Raw genomic sequence first — 17,097 nt, 5'->3', positions numbered from 1 at the left:
CTAATTTCGGATAACAACGATCCGTTTTCAAACTTGAAGGTGTTTTTTGTTTGTCTCATATTATGGGGTCAGTCCCACGATTCCGCAGGCTTTTCTTTATCTGTTATTGAACGCCTTTCATCGCCCGTTTAATGACGGGAGACAGAAGAATCAAAATAATACCGAGAATGATCGAAACAAGACCGATTGAGCCGAAGTAGGCCGCTTCAGAAATCTTATCAAACAAACCGACTACTTTTGCGTTCAGGGCTTGACCGCAGGCGTTTGTTAAAAACCACATACTCATCGTCTGCGCTGAGAAAGCGGCAGGCGCAAGTTTCGTTGTGACGGATAAACCGACCGGTGAAAGGCAAAGCTCACCAAGCACAACCAAAAGGAAGCTGAGCACAAGCCAAAGCGGGCTCACAAGCTCGCCGCTTCCGCCCATAACCGGAAGCGCCATGACTAAAAATGATAATCCGGCAAGGATAATGCCGATCGCGAATTTAATCGGTGTTGAAGGCTGGCGTTTGCCGAGCTTCATCCAGATCCAGGCGAACACCGGCGCGAAAATAACGATGAATAATGGGTTCAGAGACTGGAACCATGAAGACTCAAGATGCATGCCTGCAAAGGAAAGTCTCGTGCGCTGATCCGCATATAAAGCAAGAATCGTCGCGCCCTGCTCCTGAATCGCCCAGAACATTGCCGCTGCAATAAACAGCGGAACATAAGCCGCAAGCCGTGATTTTTCCGTTTTCGTCGCTTTTTTGCTCGTGAACATCACGATAAAGTAAATAACCGGAATGACAATGCCGAGGATACTGACGGTGTCAATCACACGCTGGATCGTCAGCCAGCCGGTTTGAATCAGAACGATAATAACGGCTGCTGCGATGACCACTCCGATTCCCGTGCCGATCACTGATGATTTAGAAATCGGATTCGGTACATTGGAGCCTGCTTTGCCGAGGTATTTCTTTCTCGTAAGAGCGAAAACAATCAGTCCGAGGAACATACCGGCCGCGGCGCATCCGAAGCCTAAGTGGTAGTTGTACTTCTGTCCGAGTGTTCCGACAATTAGCGGCGCAAGCAATCCGCCGAGGTTGATCCCCATGTAAAAGATGCTGAAACCTGAGTCGCGGCGCTCGTCTTCCTTCGTATATAAATCTCCGACAACGCTGGATACGTTTGGTTTAAGCAGGCCGGTTCCGATAATGATCAGAGCCATGCTGGTAAAAAACGCCGCCGTGCTGCCAGGGAAGGCAAGAGCGATGTGCCCGAACATAATTAAAATTCCGCCGTAAAATACGGTGTTTGCCGTGCCGAATACCCGGTCGGCCAGCCATCCGCCGATGACGCTCGACATGTATACGAGAGACCCGTATATGGACATGATGGCAACTGCGGTCGTTTTATCAAAGCCGAGACCGCCATGAGCGACTTCCGTGTATAAATAGTAAAGCAATATGGCTCTCATACCATAGTAGGAGAAACGCTCCCAAAATTCGGTGAAAAACAGTGTGAACAAGCCGCGGGGATGACCGAAAAAGCCTCGTTGCGGCACAGTTTCTGTTATAGAATCCTTATCAATAGATGCCACCTGAGCCAACCCTTTCTTAAAAAAGTGTATTACAAAAATCATATTCTTATATAATACTTGTGTCAATATAATTTATACTGAATTCAAAAAATTCCAGAATGAAAAGATATTAAAACGTTGAATATAGACGAATTCTCCTAATTCCAATGACTTATTTTGTTATATTATCTGACTAAACTATCTTTATAAACTTTTTTAATAAAATTTAAAGTATGTACAGGCGGAGCGGGATATGGCGGAATAAGATGACAATAAGAGAGGAAGGAGGAGATTATCACTTGCCGAATCGTATATTGGATATAACGGATTGCGGTGTGGCGGCAGACGGAAAAACCGACGTGACGGGCGCCATCAACCAATGCTTGGCCAGGGCCGTCAGCGAAGGCTGTCATACGGTGTTTTTTCCGCCCGGAACGTATAAAATCAACGGCACGTTTGGCGGCGACAGCAGCCAGCCGTTTCGGAACGCCGGGATTAACGTGCCGAGCCATCTCTCCATCGTTTTAGATCCGGAATGCACGATTAAAGTGGCGCCGAACAGCTCCTGGGGCTACTCGGCTTTCTATATAGGCAGGCGGGAAAATGTCACCATCACCGGCGGCCGGATCATCGGGGAACGGGATGAACACACGTATACCAATGTCCCTTTGCGGCCGACCCATGAATGGGGGTTTGGCATCTGTATAGAAGGCAGCAGCAATGTGCTGATCGAAAATGTGAAGATTTCGGATTTTACGGGAGACGGCATTATTGTCAGCCCGCTCGGGTTAAAAACAAACAGTGATTACGAAACTTCAGAACAGGTGACCATCCGCCGCTGTGAGATCAGGCAGTCAAGGCGAAACAACATTTCAATCACCGGCTGCAATACCGTTACGGTGGAAGAATGTGTGATTGAAGACGCCGGGCAAGGGAACGGAACGGCTCCGAAATTCGGAATCGATATTGAATCGTACGGAGAAGGCGATATAGATTATGAAGAAGCTCTTCATATTACAGTCCGCAACAACTTCTTTTCCGGAAACGCCGCAAGCTCAGTCACCAATTTTAACGGATATAATGTGTTAATTGAAGGAAATCATTCCGATAACACGATCAGCTACGGGTATGGGGCACATACCGTCATTTCGGGGAATGTCTTCTTTCGGTCAGACGGAGGTTCAAGGACCGCAATCGCCGGACAAGGTGTGTCACAAGGACAGGACAGCAGCAATGCCGTCATTTCCAACAATCTGATTACCGGTTTTTCCACCGGAATAGATGTAAGGGGAAAAAGCGTCCTCGTCACCCATAACAAAATCAATCAATTTGAAAATACGGGCATTTCCGTCTATCAGGCAGAAGATGTAACCGTTGACGGCAATGTCATTGAAAACGGACGTTCCGAAACGAGACGAAGCACGGGGATGCGGGCGACGCTGTCCGAAAACGCCGTCTTTACGAATAACACTCTGAATCAGGTGACAGACGGAATCACCATGTCGGCCGGCAGTATCATCGTGAAACAAAATGTGCTGAAATCGTTCAGCCGGGGCATATGGGTCACAGGCGGAAATGCCGTTATTGAAGGAAATACGCTCATTCCGAATGCGTATCAGGGCGCCGCGGAGTCCTATGCCGTATCTGTGACAAATGACGCCAGGGCTGTCATCAAGGGAAATCTCTTCAAAAGCTACAAAAACTATCCCATTTTCAGTTCAACATCCTCGGGAACCTCTGTCATCAGCAACCGCTTTGAATCATCACCGCTTATCGTTACCGTGTATCTGAATTCAGGCACGCATGAAGTCATAGACAATACGCTCACGATCAACCGAACGGCGGGCAGCCCGATCGGCATCTATCTGAACGGAGCCTCAAATTCCCTCGTGTCGGGCAATACCATCAACAACCTTTCCGCCGCTTCTGCTTCCGCCATCCAAACCAATTCCTCCGCAAGTACTAAAATCATCGGCAACCGCATTATCAAAGGCGTCATTGTGAAACACACGACAGATACGGACAGCGGAAATATCGTCATCTGAAAACAATCTGCATCGGAAAAATAAAAAGAACACATGAACTCCGAAAGAAGGAGGGATGTGTTCTTTTTTGACACAATACAGCCGTGCGCCTGTCAGGCATCTTTTTTACCTGATTTATATAAAACGATCATTTCTCTGATTAAAAAGAGGGCGAATAAAAACAGCATCAGCCATTCTGAGAAGGTGGTCAATTTAAAAGCGGACAGGTTGTTTTGGACCGCTCCATAGAAACTGAAACCTTGCAGCATATCTATCGTTACTGAAATGATCAGACAGGCAGCCAGCAAAAAAAATGAAACCCCCAATATTTTCATGCGCATCACTCTCCCTTTTTATCCTTTTCGATTACACAGAACTTATACAGACTTTCCGCCGTGCATAATCTTTTGCCGTACAGGAAGAATATGAAAAAAACGAGGAAAGGTTTTTTGCGATATGCCGCCATTTTTTAAGCAGAAGAAACAAAAAAAAGCCGATCAAAACGACCGTGACAATGAAGGCAGAAAAGAAGCGGACAGCCAGCCGGACAAAGAGCGGGATGAGCCGATCTCCCTCAGCTTAAAGCAAAATATGAAGAAGCTGTCTGGGAGGTTCGGCAACAGTGCCGATGTCGTCATCCGCCGGCTGAAAATCGGAAAAGAAGAGCTTCCGGCCGCAATTGTGTATATCGCCGGTTTGGTAGACGAACAGCTCGTCAGTCAATCCCTTCTGGAGGATTTAATCGACATCCCGTCCGTTCAGCCGGAACAAGCGGTCTGCCTGATATACGATAAAACGCTTGCGATCGGCGGGGTGAAAGAGGAAGAAAAATGGAAAAGTCTTTATGCCGGGCTGGTGGCGGGCAGCACGCTCATTTTTGTCGACGGGGCTGACAAGGCGCTGATCGCCAGCACGGAAGGGGGAGAGCACCGGTCCATTCAAGAGCCGAGCACTCAGGTCTCTTTCCGCGGTCCGCGGCAGGGATTCACTGAATCTCTGCAAACCAATATTTCCATGATCCGCAGGTATGTAAAAACGCCTGATGTATGGGTTGAAAAAATGGAGATCGGACACGAAACGAATACGGATGTCGCGCTGATGTATATTAACGGAATTTGCGATAAAAAGCTGATTAAGGAAGTCCGCAAGCGGCTGAAGCACATTGACATCGACAGCATTCTGGAATCCGGCTACATTGAACAGCTCATTGAAGACGCGCCGTTTTCTGTGTTTCCCACCGTATATCATACGGAGCGGCCGGACGTTGTGGCGGGGAATCTGCTGGAAGGACGATTTGCGATTATCGTGGACGGAACGCCGTTCGTTCTCATCGCGCCGGCCTTATTTATTCAATTTTTTCAATCCGTTGAGGATTATTATTCACGATTTGATATCGCCACTAGCATCAGGGTGCTACGGGTTTTGATCTTCTTCATTTCACTGGTGGCGCCGGGGATTTATGTGGCGGCGACGACCTTTCACCAGGAAATGATTCCGACGCAGCTACTGATTGTCATCGCGGCTCAGCGGGAGACGGTGCCGTTCCCGGCCGTGATTGAAGCGCTGACGATGGAAGTGGCCTTTGAGATTCTCAGGGAGGCGGGTGTCCGGCTTCCGAGAGTTGTCGGCTCCGCCGTTTCCATAGTCGGAGCGCTTGTCATCGGCCAGGCCGCCGTACAGGCCGGCATTGTTTCCCCAGCCATGGTTATCGTCGTCGCCCTGACGGCGATTGCCAGCTTTGCGACCCCGGCTTTTGACATGGCGATATCTGCGCGGCTGATCCGGTTTCTCTTTATTCTGTCGGCGGCGGTCATGGGATTTTACGGGCTGATTCTGGGCATTATCATGATGTTTGTCCATCTGTGCGGCCTGCGTTCATTCGGATTTCCGTATATGTCCCCGCTCGCTCCTTTAACCCCGGGCGGGTTGAAAGATTCCCTCCTCCGCGCCCCGTTATGGGCGGATGAAAAAAGGCCGGGACTGCTCGTGCAGGAAAACAACAGGCGCCAGGGGGAACATCAAAGACCGAAACCGGAGACATCCAGAGGAATGGTTAATAAAGATGTAGAAGAGGGCGACGGTAATGAAAAGACGTAAATGGATGCTTATCCTTTGTACGATGGTTTCCCTTATGTTTGTATCCGGATGCTGGGATAAAAGGGAGCTGACCGATTTAGCGGTGATCTCCGCCATCGGTATTGACCGGACCGAAACGGGAAAATACGTCCTTCACTTGCAAATTATCAATCCGGGAAACGTGGCCGGCGGTCTGCAGGGCGGCGGAGCGGGAGACCGGCCTCCGGTTTCCGTCTATTCGGTGTCCGGAGACAATATGACGGAAGCTTTGAGAAAAGGCTCGATGAAAGTGTCCAGAAGGCTCTATTTTGCGCATACGAATCTCGTGGTGTTCAGTGAAAAACTGGCGAAAGAGGAAGGGCTCAGTTTTATTCTGGACAATCTTGACCGCGACACCGAATTCAGGACGACCGCAACCGTTGTGATCGCGCATAATTGCAAGGCTGAAGACATTATTAAAGTGCTGACGCCGATTGATAAAATCCCTTCCAATAAAGTGAACAAGACGCTCAGCTTCACGCAGGAACAATACGGCAGAGTCATTAAAACCAACCTTCAGGACGTTCTGATTGATCTCGCTTCTCCGGCCGGGTCGCCGTTTATTCCGGGTTATGAAATGCACGGAGACGATAAAGCCGGTCCTACGATGGAAAATACGCAGACAACTGAACCGAAAGCAGTGCTGTCAGCGGACGGACTGGCGGTGTTCAAAAAGGATGGGAGGCTGGATTACTGGATTGAGGATAACGACAGTGTGGGGGCTGTATGGCTGCTCAATAGGATCAAGCATACGTTCATCAATGCGGATTGGAAGAACGTGAAGCATGCAATCAGTCTGCAGGTCACCCGCCAGAATACAAAAGTGACGGCCACTTTTCCGAACGGAAAACCGCATATTCACGTGCATGCTCAGGTCGAGGGGCTGGTGGACGCTGTCAGATACCCTTTCCATCTGTCTGATCCGCAAGTGCTGATGACGATGCAAAAGGCGCTCAGCGTGCAGCTTGAGAAAGATATCACCAAATCGATTGAAGATATAAAAGCCCATAAGAATGACTTCGTCGGCTTCGGAGACCTGATCTATCGGAAGCATCCGGACAAATGGAAAAAGTTCAAAGGGAAGTGGGATGAAGAATATTTCCCCAATCTCCCCGTAGATGTCAAAACGGAAGTCATTATCAGAAGAACGGGCTTGCGGAATAATCCTCTCTCAGACAAGCTTGAGCATGATTGATTTGAGGAGAAAGGAGCGAAGCGTATGGAAAATGCGAAAATCGGCACGCGTCAGCTGTTTATTATGATCATTTTGTTTGAATTGGGCAGTTCGTTATTGATCCCGCCGGGCACGATGGCCGGGCGGGATGCGTGGCTGTCCGTGCTTCTCGGGTGCGTTATCGGTCTCGGACTTTTCTACGTTTATCAGGCGCTGTATCAATTTTTTCCTGAGTCTTCTCCGAGAGATTACATGAACGAACTGATCGGCAGACATCTGAGCTGGGCGGTCTCCCTTCTTTATATTCTCTATTTTGCTTATATCGCCGCCCGCGTATTGCGGGATTTTGGCGAAATGCTTGTCACCTTCGCCTACCAGGACACGCCGCTTTTAATTGTGAATGCCATGCTGATGATCGCCGCGATATTTGCGGTCAGAAAGGGAATTGAAGTGATAGCGAGAGCCGGCGAGCTGCTGTTTGGCATTATGTATTTCCTGACAGCCGTCGGGCTGATCCTCATTATCAGCTCAGGCACGATAAACCTCAGATTTCTCCAGCCCGTTTTAGCGGAGGGTGCAGGAACGGTCATTTCTTCCGTGTTTAAACAGACGATGTTCATCCCGTTCGGTGAATTAATCGTGTTTGTCATGATTTTCCCTTATTTAAAAGATCGGAAAAAGGTGAAGAAAACCGGCTTTCTGGCGATTATCATCAGCGGGCTGTTTTTGGCAATGTCAGTGGCGATTAATATTTGTGTGCTGGACGTCAACTTAATGCTCCGCTCTCAATTTCCGCTGCTGAGCACCATACAGACAATTAAAGTGGAAGAGTTTTTAGACCGGCTGGATGTCTTTTTCATGCTCGTGCTCGTCATCGGCGGTTTTTTCAAAGTCAGCCTTTTTACATATGCGGTTGTCGTGGGCGTGTCCACGCTGTTTAAAGAAAAAAATCCGTCCCAGCTGGCCTTCCCGGTCGGATTGGGGGTGCTGATTCTCTCCATCAGCATCGCAAGCAATTTTTCGGAACACATGAATGAAGGCTTAAACATTGTGCCGATCTATATTCATCTTCCGTTTCAAGTGCTGTTCCCCGTTTTGCTGCTTATCATTGCCGTTATTAAGAAAAAGGTCAAAGGGACCGTCTATACAGTTTCGAAGAAATAACCCGGCCGGTGCGCCGGGTTTTTTAAAAAATCATGATTTTTGTCTTAATGCATTGACAAACTTGCGTGACAATTGTACATTTTGATTTATTCTTATAAATTTACTAGGAAATATAGGTTTAGTGGTGTTAATATGTTCCGAACCGTATTTCAGAATAGAAGGAGATCCATCATGACAAAGAAAAAAGAAATCAAACTCGGTGTGTTTCTCGCGGGCACCGGCCATCATGTCGCTTCTTGGAGACATCCTCAGGCACCGGCGGACGCGAGCATGAATTTGGATTATTTCAAAGAATTGGCGAAAACAGCGGAGCGGGGGAAATTGGACATGCTGTTTTTGGCGGACAGTTTATCAATAGACGGCAAATCACACCCGAATGTGCTGACGCGCTTTGAGCCGTTTACGCTGCTGTCGGCGCTCGCTCAGGTCACATCCCGCATCGGTCTGACGGCGACCGCGTCTACCACATACAGCGAACCGTTCCATATCGCGAGACAATTTGCATCGCTTGACCATCTTTCCAACGGCCGCGCGGGCTGGAATGTCGTCACATCTTCGATTGAATCGACCGCGCTTAATTTCAGCGGCGAAAAGCATCTTGAGCACCATCTCAGATATCAGCGCGCGGAAGAATTCGTTGAAGTCGTCAAAGGATTATGGGATTCGTGGGAGGAAGACGCCTTTATCCGTGACAAAGAATCAGGAGCATTTTTCGATAAAGACAAAATGCATGAATTGAACCATAAAGGAACATATTTCTCCGTGAGAGGGCCGTTAAATGTTGCCCGCACACCTCAAGGGCGCCCGGTCATTATTCAGGCCGGATCATCAGGAGACGGAAAAGCGCTGGCCGCCAAAACGGCGGAGGTCATTTTTACCGCGCAAAATCATTTGGAGTCCGCGCAGGAATTCTATCAATCTATTAAAGAACAAGCGGCTTCTTTCGGCCGTGATCCTGAAAAAATCGCGATCATGCCGGGAATTTTTCCCGTTATCGCCGATACCGAAGAAGAAGCGCAGGCAAAATATGAAGAGCTCCAAGACCTCATCATTCCGTCTGTCGGACTGAACATTCTGCAAAACTATCTGGGCGGCGTCGACCTTTCCGCCTGCCCGCTTGACGGCCCGCTGCCTGAATTGGATGCGGATGCGTCGAATGCCGTTAAAAGCCGCTTCAAGCTCGTTCAGGAGATGGCCAAACGCGATAACATGACCATCCGCGAGCTGTACAAATATGTGGCGGGTTCAAGAGGCCATCATATCTTTGTCGGAACGCCAGAACAGCTTGCCGATAAGATGGAAGAATGGGTCGGAAAACAAGCTTGTGACGGCTTCAACATCATGCCGCCGCTTTTGCCTGAAGGTCTCACTCTTTTTGTAGACAAAGTGATTCCGATTTTACAAGAACGGGGCGTGTTCAGAAAAGAGTATGAAGGAACGACGCTCAGAGAACATTTCGGACTGGAAAAACCGGCAAACCGATATGCCGACTAAAGGAGGGCTCATCATGTCAAGACAATACCGGCTCGCAACGGAGGCAGACGCTGATGAGCTGCTTTCACTGACACTGCGGGCGTATGAACCGATCCGCAAGCTCGGCATCAACTTTGCCGCTGCCACGGCGGATAAAGAACTCGTTTTGAATAACATACAAAAAAACGCCTGTTACGTTTTGGAGGAAGACGGCCGGATTCTGGCGACGATTTCTCTGCGGATGCCGTGGGGGCCTAATCCCGGGCCGTACGGTGTTCCTCATATTTGGTGGTTTGCCGTCGATCCTGAAACCGGAAAAAAAGGGACGGGCTCAGACATGCTGGAGTGGCTGGAGAATACAGTGCTCCGCGACACATTAAAAGCGCCTTTCGTGTCACTGGGCACAGCGGACAAGCATCCGTGGCTGATCGGCATGTACGAGCGAAAAGGCTACGTCCGTGCAGGCGAAAAGGATCTAGGAAAAGGGCACATCACCATTTATTTAAAAAAACAATTGCAGGATTAACATATTCATAGAAAAAGGCGGGATTTCAATGAAAAAGAAAACATGGGCTTTGCTGCTGTCTGCCGCGCTTTTGGCGGTCTTATCAGCATGCGGAAACGGAAAAGAAAGCGAAGGCGGCGATAATGTATTGCATGTCGGCGCCACGGGACAAAGCTATCCGTTCGCATATAAAGAAAACGGCAAGCTGACCGGCTTTGACGTGGATGTCATGGAAGCCGTCGCGAAAAAAATCAACATGAAGCTGGACTGGAAGCTGCTTGAATTCAGCGGTCTGATGGGAGAGCTCCAGACCGGCAAACTCGACACCATCTCTAACCAGGTCGCTGTCACGGACGAACGCAAGAAAACGTATAACTTCACAGAACCGTATTCGTATGCGGGCACTCAAATCGTCGTCAAAAACGATAACAAAGACATCAAATCAGTCAACGATCTAAAAGGAAAAACAGTGGCGGCCGTTCTGGGCTCAAACCACGCGAAAAACCTTGAGAGCAAGGACCCGGATAAAAAAATCAATATGAAAACGTATGAAACACAAGAAGGCACGCTGAAAGACGTGGCTTACGGACGGGTTGACGCTTATGTAAACAGCCGCAGCGTCCTGATCGCCCAGATCAAAAAGACCGGTCTGCCTCTGAAATTAGCAGGAGACCCGATTGTCTATGAAAAAGTCGCTTTCCCGTTTGCGAAAGATGCGGCTCACGATAAAATCCGCAAAAAAGTAAACAAAGCCATTGAAGACCTGCGAAAAGACGGCACGCTGAAAAAGCTGTCTGAAAAGTACTTTAAAGAAGATATCACAACAGAAGCAAAGCATTAAGAAACGGCGGTGAAAATCGAGAATGAACAGCATTGATTGGGGATTTATGTTTTCAGCTTTTCCCGCGTTAATCGAAGCCTTGCCGATCACATTACTAATGGCCGTCGCGGCCATGGTATTTGCCGTGATCGGCGGCCTTATATTAGCGCTTATCACAAAAAATCGTGTTCCTGTGCTTCACCAGCTGTCAAAGATGTATATTTCATTTTTCCGGGGCGTGCCGACGCTCGTCCAGCTTTTCTTAATTTATTACGGCCTGCCTCAGCTGTTTCCCGGAATGAGCAAGATGACGGCGTTAACTGCGGCGATTATCGGGTTAAGCCTGAAGAATGCCGCCTACTTGGCTGAAATCTTCCGCGCGGCGCTCAATTCAGTCGATGAGGGGCAGCTTGAAGCCTGTCTGTCTGTCGGAATGACAAAATCCCAGGCGTACAGACGAATCATTTTCCCGCAAGCCGTCAGAAACGCGCTTCCCGCGACGGGAAATACGTTTATCGGCCTGTTAAAAGAAACATCGCTCGCCTTTACATTAGGAGTGATGGAAATGTTCGCCCAAGGAAAAATGTACGCATCAGGCAACCTCAAATATTTTGAGACGTATTTAGCCGTCGCGGTCATGTACTGGATTCTTACGATTATTTACAGTGTGCTGCAGGATCTGCTCGAACGGGCGATCAGCAAGCCTTATCGCACATAGGAGGAGGCTCAGGATGATACAAGTCAGACATATTCGAAAAGCATTTAAAGACCTTACCGTACTTGACGGGATCGACCTTGAGATCAAAAGCGGCGAAGTCACGGCCATCATCGGCCCGTCAGGCTCGGGAAAATCAACGCTCCTCCGTTGTTTGAATCTGCTGGAGCGCCCGGATGACGGCATCATTGAAATCGGTGATGCAAAGCTGAATGCAGCGTCCTATTCGCGCAAAGACGTTCATAAGCTTCGCCAGCAGACGGCGATGGTGTTTCAGAATTACAGCCTGTTCAAAAACAAAACCGCCCTGCAAAATGTGACAGAGGCGCTGATCACCGCGCAAAAGAAACCGAAAAAAGAAGCGGAACAGATCGGTATGGATCTGTTGAGGCAAGTCGGTTTAGAACACAAAGCGGACAGCTACCCGATTACGATGTCAGGCGGGCAGCAGCAGCGGATCGGGATTGCGCGTGCCTTGGCCGTTGATCCTCACGCGATTTTACTGGATGAACCGACTTCGGCCCTTGACCCTGAGCTTGTAGCCGGGGTGCTCCAAGTCATCAAATCAATTGCCGAAAAACAGACAACCATGATCATCGTCACGCATGAGATGGCTTTTGCTCGTGAAGTGGCCGACAAGGTCATATTTATGGCGGACGGACGCATCATCGAACAGGGAACGCCGGAAGAGCTGTTTGACAATCCGCAGAACGAACGGACGAAAAAATTTATTAAGCAAGTGGGAGAGCCCGCCGAACTTGTCTAAGAAGGGAAGAAGAAGAAATGGCAAATGAAACGTATGAATCATTAAACAAACGTTTAATCAATATCCGCCGCGACCTTCATGAACACCCTGAGCTGTCAGGCGAGGAATACGAAACGACGAATAAAATCCGCCGCTGGCTGGAGGAAGAAGGAATCACGGTTCTTGATATGCCGAAACTTCAAACCGGAGTGATCGCTGAAATCAAAGGAGACAAAAGCGGCCCCGTCATCGCCGTCAGAGCGGACATCGACGCACTGCCGATCGAAGAGAAAACAAACCTTCCGTTTGCTTCGCGCAACAGCGGCGTGATGCACGCCTGCGGCCATGATTTCCATACGGCATCTATCCTCGGCACGGCTTTTTTATTAAATGAGAGAAAGCATGAGCTGAAAGGAACGGTGCGGTTTATTTTTCAGCCCGCGGAAGAAATCGCCGCCGGAGCAAGACAGGTCATTGAAGCCGGCGCGCTTGACGGTGTATCGGCGATATTCGGCATGCATAACAAACCTGACCTCCCCGTCGGCACGGTCGGTCTGAAAGAAGGCCCGCTGATGGCGAGTGTCGACCGCTTTGAAATCACTGTTAAAGGAAAAGGCGGCCACGCCGGAATCCCTGATAACAGCATTGATCCGATTCAGGCGGCAGGGCAGATTATCGGCGGCCTGCAATCAGTTGTCAGCAGAAATATCAGCTCGCTTTATAATGCCGTCGTCAGCATCACAAGAGTTCAAGGCGGCAGCTCTTGGAATGTCATCCCGGACCATGTTGAAATGGAAGGCACCGTCCGGACGTTTCAAAAGGAAGCGCGTGACGCTGTTCCGAAACATATGAAGCGGGTTGCCGAAGGAATCGCAGCCGGATTCGGGGCAGAGGCTGATTTCCGCTGGTATCCTTACCTTCCGTCAGTGATGAACGACGCCCGTTTCATACAGGCGGCGGAACAAACGGCTGAAAGCCTCGGGCTTCAAACCGTTCGGGCAGAACAGTCGCCCGGCGGGGAAGACTTCGCATTATATCAAGAAAAAATCCCCGGCTTCTTCGTCTGGATGGGAACAAACGGAACGGAAGAATGGCACCATCCCGCCTTCACACTCGACGAAAAAGCGCTCCCGGCAGCGGCTGAGTTTTTCGCCCGGCTTGCCGTCAACGTATTGGAGCAGACGGAATGAATACGGAAAATCTGACGGCCGGACTTGCTCAGGCCGTCATGTCGTCTGTGCCGGAAACATCCGCTGAAGCGATGAAAGAAGCGCGCAAAGGACTGCTTGATTTTACAGCGGCAGCTTTTGCGGGGAGACGGGATAAAGGAGTTGAAAAGCTGGTAAAACTGGCCGAAGAAGAAGGCGGGGTGCCGATAGCGCCGCTTATCGGCAGAAATCAAAAAACCACGCCGTCCCAATCCGCGCTCATTAACGGATTCATCGCACATGCGCTTGATTTTGACGATGTTCATTCTGATGTAAGAGGACATCCGAGCGCAGTCATCCTTCCGGCTTTGATTGCAGCCGCATCAGCCGGCCGGATAGACAAGAGCCGCTTTCTCGGTGCTTATGTGACGGGAATCGAAGTGATGGCGCGGCTCGGCGAGTCAGCTGGAAGGCATCATTACGAGAAAGGCTGGCATAATACAGGAACGTTAGGTGCCATTGCGGCCGCATGCGCCGTCGGATTCGCGGAGAATCTGAATCAAAACCAATTGCAGAAAGCAATCGGGTTTGCGGCTGCCCGCTCCGGAGGCATGAGAGTGCAATTCGGGACAGAAATGAAGCCGCTCCACGCCGGACTGGCCGCTCAAGCCGGGTTGTTCGCCGTAAAGCTTGCAAAGGCCGGTTTCGGCGGCTCAGTTCATGCGCTCGACGGGGAGAAAGGTTTTTTCGGACTGTACGGCGATCTTGAACGGGCAGAAACCCTCCTTGTAAGCGGGTGGGGAAAACCTTGGCGGATTGTGAGCCCGGGACTTTGGTTTAAGGTTTATCCGTTTTGTTCGGCGGCTCATCATGCGGCGGACGCCATTCTCAAGCTGAAGGCCGAACATGGTCTCACTTTCGGCCAAACGGAACGGATCGACGTGATTTATCCGCCGGGCGGTGACGCCGCATTGACAGAACGGCGTCCGAAAACAGGCGAAGCGGGGCGGTTCAGCGTGGAATATGTGATCACCTTAGCTTTGCACGGTAAGGATTTTTCAGTTGAACATTTCACATCCGAGCCGATTCCGGAATCCCTTCAAAAAGGATTTGAGCGGATTCACCGCAGTTGCGATGACCAAATTCAGCCGGCTGACAACGCCGTTCCGAAGGGCCGTTTTACAATTGTACGGGTCACGGCTTCCGGCGGTCATGTCTATGAAACACGTATCGACTGTCCGAAGGGAGCGCCGGGAAACGGTCTTTCTGAAAAAGACATTGAAGACAAACTCCGGCTCGCTTTGCCGGGAGAAGAGAAAAAGGCGGAAGAATTGATCAAAGCAGCCGGACAATCAAATATGGACCGTTATTTACAGCTGATATAAATAAAAAGAGCGGGGGGATGCAGCCCTCGCTCTTTTTACGTTCACTTCTATTGAATAGGGGGATATAGGGTGCGCCCCTGTCTGCGCTGGCAGGGGCGCGGTATCAGGAAACGGCCGTGCCGTTTTCTGATACCGTGAAACTTCCTCTTGATAAGCGGATGTTGATATCCGAAACTTTGGCAATTTGTTCGTCGTGCGTAACCATGATGACGCATTTGCCGTCTTTATGCGCCAGATCCTGAAAGAGCCGGACGATTTCCTTTGACGTATCCTCGTCGAGATTTCCCGTCGGCTCGTCCGCGCAAATCAAATCCGTGTCACAGCAGAAAGCCCGCGCAATTGAAACGCGCTGCTGCTGTCCGCCGCTTAATGTCAGCACCCGCTGACGGGCCTGCTGTTCGGTGATGCCGACTTTTTTCAGCATGCTGAGCGCGAACGCATCTTTGTTGTTCTCCTTAGAGCCGGTGATCTCCATCGCCGTTGTGACATTCTGGAGCGCCGTCATATACGGGATCAGTTGATAAGATTGAAAGACGATAGAGACATATTGATTTCTGAATTTGGTTAATCCGATTTTGGAGATGTCTTTTCCGTTATAAAGGATGCTTCCCTCTTTAGGTGTGTCAAGGCCGCCCGCCAGAGACAGAAACGTTGTTTTCCCCGTTCCGGAGGCGCCGGCAATTGTGTAAAACTTCCCTTTTTCAAAGCTGATCGTTATATCCTGAAACAGCGGCTGTGATTTGTCTTGGTACCAGTAGCCGGTCTGTTGAAAGGTTAATAGGCTCATTATGCTGCCTCCTCTTATTCCTGCTTGGTCAGGATCGTTTTAGGGTGAAGCCGCATGACTGATACAGACGGCAGTAATGTGGCGATGACGGCAATTGCGACGCCGATCCCGCCAAGAATCAGAAGGTCATTCAGCGAGACGTTTACCTGCATTGTACTGATGACATCCGCGCCGGATGAATGCTGACCGAACATGCCGCCTCCCCGCAGCATTTCTCCTCCGCCCCAGCCGCTTGTTTGCTGCTGTGAATCATCGGCTGAGCTGACTTGCTGGGAAAGAAGCTGATTTCCGAGCTGATTCGCCACAAGCTTGCCCGTGACGGATGCGATCCCGATGGCAATAACGGCGACAACCAGAATTTCCGTTAAGAATTGTCCGATGAGCTTCCAGCGCTTTTCGCCGATCGCCATCAAGACACCCATTTCATACTTGCGTTCCCTGATCGCCATCATCACGATCAACCCGAGAATGACCGCACCCGCGATGGATACAAGGTATACCACGTTTTTAGAAAATGACGCGACATTTTCAATCGGGCCGACCATTTGCTGATACACCTGATCATTTGTCGTCAGCGCGTAGGTTTTATCATCTATAGATGTTTTTTTCGCAGCCGCAACGAATGAGTCAATATATTTGGCATCATCCATATAATAAACAGCTGAGCTGATTTTGTTTTTGTTATCAGACCCTTTTAACGCCGCCGCGGCGGTGTAAGGCGTATAGATTTTATTGTCAGGATTTAAGAATGAAAAATGCTGTGCCTGATCGGCTCCTGATGATGTTGTTTTATAGATTCCCACAATTTTAAGCTTCGTTTTCTTAGAATCATCCGCTGCTGAGGAAACGGTAATGGAGCCGCCGACCTTCAGCTTGTTTTGATCTGCCAGCGTTTCATTAATCACGGCGACTTTTCCGTCCGCATCTGTTTTTGTGATGGCGCGGCCGTCAGTGATTTTTGAGCTCCCGCCTGTGAAATCATCAAGCAATGCCGTAGAGAGCACGCCTTCGATCGAGATATCAGCTGAAATCATCTGTCTTCCGCCGCCTTGAAAACGGCCGGCGCCGGAACTGTTATCGGCTGATTCGCCTGAGCTTTTTATCGCATCAAAGCTTTCTGCATTTGCTGACGCTGTCGTGAGGAAGTTGTAATTTTTAACATGCTGTAAAGATGTAAGCTTCTTGGCATCTGAGACGGAAATCGGCGTTGATTCAAACGTCCTCTTTTCACCGTCTTTTTGCTGCTGCGCCATTTGCTTTTGGCGGTCAGCCTGGAGTGTGACGCTCCCGCCGAGCTGCTGCCTTGCCAGTTCGCTTGATTTCTTTGCCGCTGACTGGATCGTAAGACCGGACAGGACAAAAATGCAAATCACTGAAAACACAACCAGCTGCAAAAATGTTTTTCCCTTTTTTGCCTTCATGCTCCAAAAGGCTCTTTTTATAAAGTTCATGTCTGTTCCTCCGTGTGGGTGTCAGATCTT

General features: G+C 49.6%; 15 protein-coding genes. 11 read left to right on the top strand and 4 right to left on the bottom strand.

All coding sequences use genetic code 11. The features are described from left to right. Positions 1 to 103 precede the first annotated feature (103 nt). The gene (locus AC3WTF_RS11165; RefSeq protein ID WP_492314259.1) at positions 104 to 1,582 is read right to left on the bottom strand and encodes a peptide MFS transporter; all 1,479 of its coding nucleotides are present in this window, start codon (positions 1,580 to 1,582) and stop codon (positions 104 to 106) included. 278 nt (positions 1,583 to 1,860) lie between these two features. Here AC3WTF_RS11165 and AC3WTF_RS11160 point away from each other — a divergent pair, with 278 nt between their 5' ends. Continuing rightward, a complete protein-coding gene (locus AC3WTF_RS11160; RefSeq protein WP_007410253.1) occupies positions 1,861 to 3,606 on the top strand; it encodes a right-handed parallel beta-helix repeat-containing protein in 1,746 nt (581 codons plus the stop codon). A gap of 92 nt (positions 3,607 to 3,698) precedes the next feature. On the opposite strand, the gene AC3WTF_RS11155 is transcribed toward AC3WTF_RS11160, so the two are convergent. Continuing rightward, positions 3,699 to 3,920, bottom strand: coding sequence for a YczF family membrane protein (locus AC3WTF_RS11155; RefSeq protein ID WP_007410254.1), 222 nt, complete (start codon positions 3,918 to 3,920; stop codon positions 3,699 to 3,701). Between the two features lie 121 nt (positions 3,921 to 4,041). On the opposite strand from AC3WTF_RS11155, the gene gerKA reads away from it, so the two are divergent. The 10 genes from gerKA (at position 4,042) to AC3WTF_RS11105 (ending at position 14,829) form a co-directional block, all read left to right on the top strand. Next, positions 4,042 to 5,682, top strand: coding sequence for a spore germination protein GerKA (gerKA, locus tag AC3WTF_RS11150; RefSeq protein ID WP_007410255.1), 1,641 nt, complete (start codon positions 4,042 to 4,044; stop codon positions 5,680 to 5,682). Then, positions 5,669 to 6,895, top strand: a complete 1,227-nt coding sequence (locus AC3WTF_RS11145) for a Ger(x)C family spore germination protein (protein ID WP_015239146.1) — start codon at positions 5,669 to 5,671, stop codon at positions 6,893 to 6,895. The genes gerKA and AC3WTF_RS11145 overlap by 14 nt, the downstream gene beginning before the upstream one ends. A gap of 24 nt (positions 6,896 to 6,919) precedes the next feature. After that, positions 6,920 to 8,038 carry an endospore germination permease GerKB gene (gene gerKB / locus AC3WTF_RS11140; protein WP_032866961.1) on the top strand — a complete coding sequence of 373 codons (1,119 nt, stop codon included), beginning with the start codon at positions 6,920 to 6,922 and terminating at the stop codon, positions 8,036 to 8,038. 168 nt (positions 8,039 to 8,206) lie between these two features. Beyond that, positions 8,207 to 9,532, top strand: a complete 1,326-nt coding sequence (locus AC3WTF_RS11135; protein ID WP_029326230.1) for an LLM class flavin-dependent oxidoreductase — start codon at positions 8,207 to 8,209, stop codon at positions 9,530 to 9,532. 13 nt (positions 9,533 to 9,545) lie between these two features. Continuing rightward, on the top strand, positions 9,546 to 10,037 hold the full coding sequence (locus AC3WTF_RS11130) for a GNAT family N-acetyltransferase (protein ID WP_003156352.1): 492 nt from the start codon (positions 9,546 to 9,548) through the stop codon (positions 10,035 to 10,037). A gap of 28 nt (positions 10,038 to 10,065) precedes the next feature. Further along, positions 10,066 to 10,857 (top strand): amino acid ABC transporter substrate-binding protein, encoded by a 792-nt coding sequence (locus AC3WTF_RS11125; protein WP_012116791.1) that lies wholly within the window; start codon positions 10,066 to 10,068, stop codon positions 10,855 to 10,857. A gap of 22 nt (positions 10,858 to 10,879) precedes the next feature. Then, complete coding sequence (locus AC3WTF_RS11120) at positions 10,880 to 11,554, top strand: amino acid ABC transporter permease (RefSeq protein WP_020955318.1); 675 nt, start codon at positions 10,880 to 10,882, stop codon at positions 11,552 to 11,554. 13 nt (positions 11,555 to 11,567) lie between these two features. After that, positions 11,568 to 12,317, top strand: a complete 750-nt coding sequence (locus AC3WTF_RS11115) for an amino acid ABC transporter ATP-binding protein (protein ID WP_042634818.1) — start codon at positions 11,568 to 11,570, stop codon at positions 12,315 to 12,317. A 17-nt stretch (positions 12,318 to 12,334) separates the two neighbouring features. Continuing rightward, complete coding sequence (locus AC3WTF_RS11110; RefSeq protein WP_007410263.1) at positions 12,335 to 13,486, top strand: M20 peptidase aminoacylase family protein; 1,152 nt, start codon at positions 12,335 to 12,337, stop codon at positions 13,484 to 13,486. Then, positions 13,483 to 14,829, top strand: coding sequence for an MmgE/PrpD family protein (locus AC3WTF_RS11105; RefSeq protein WP_007410264.1), 1,347 nt, complete (start codon positions 13,483 to 13,485; stop codon positions 14,827 to 14,829). Before AC3WTF_RS11110 ends, AC3WTF_RS11105 begins: the two co-directional genes overlap by 4 nt. Before the next feature lie 103 nt (positions 14,830 to 14,932). Here AC3WTF_RS11105 and AC3WTF_RS11100 read toward each other — a convergent pair whose 3' ends face one another. Continuing rightward, positions 14,933 to 15,616, bottom strand: a complete 684-nt coding sequence (locus tag AC3WTF_RS11100; RefSeq protein WP_326245585.1) for an ABC transporter ATP-binding protein — start codon at positions 15,614 to 15,616, stop codon at positions 14,933 to 14,935. 14 nt (positions 15,617 to 15,630) lie between these two features. Then, entirely contained in the window at positions 15,631 to 17,067 is a 1,437-nt protein-coding gene (locus AC3WTF_RS11095; RefSeq protein ID WP_061581761.1) for an ABC transporter permease, read from the bottom strand. Positions 17,068 to 17,097 lie beyond the last annotated feature (30 nt).

It is taken from the genome of Bacillus sp. EB106-06-01-XG163, from assembly GCF_058791615.1.
The sequence above is the reverse complement of the archived record's forward strand: the minus strand, read 5'-3'. Positions and strand labels throughout refer to the sequence as shown.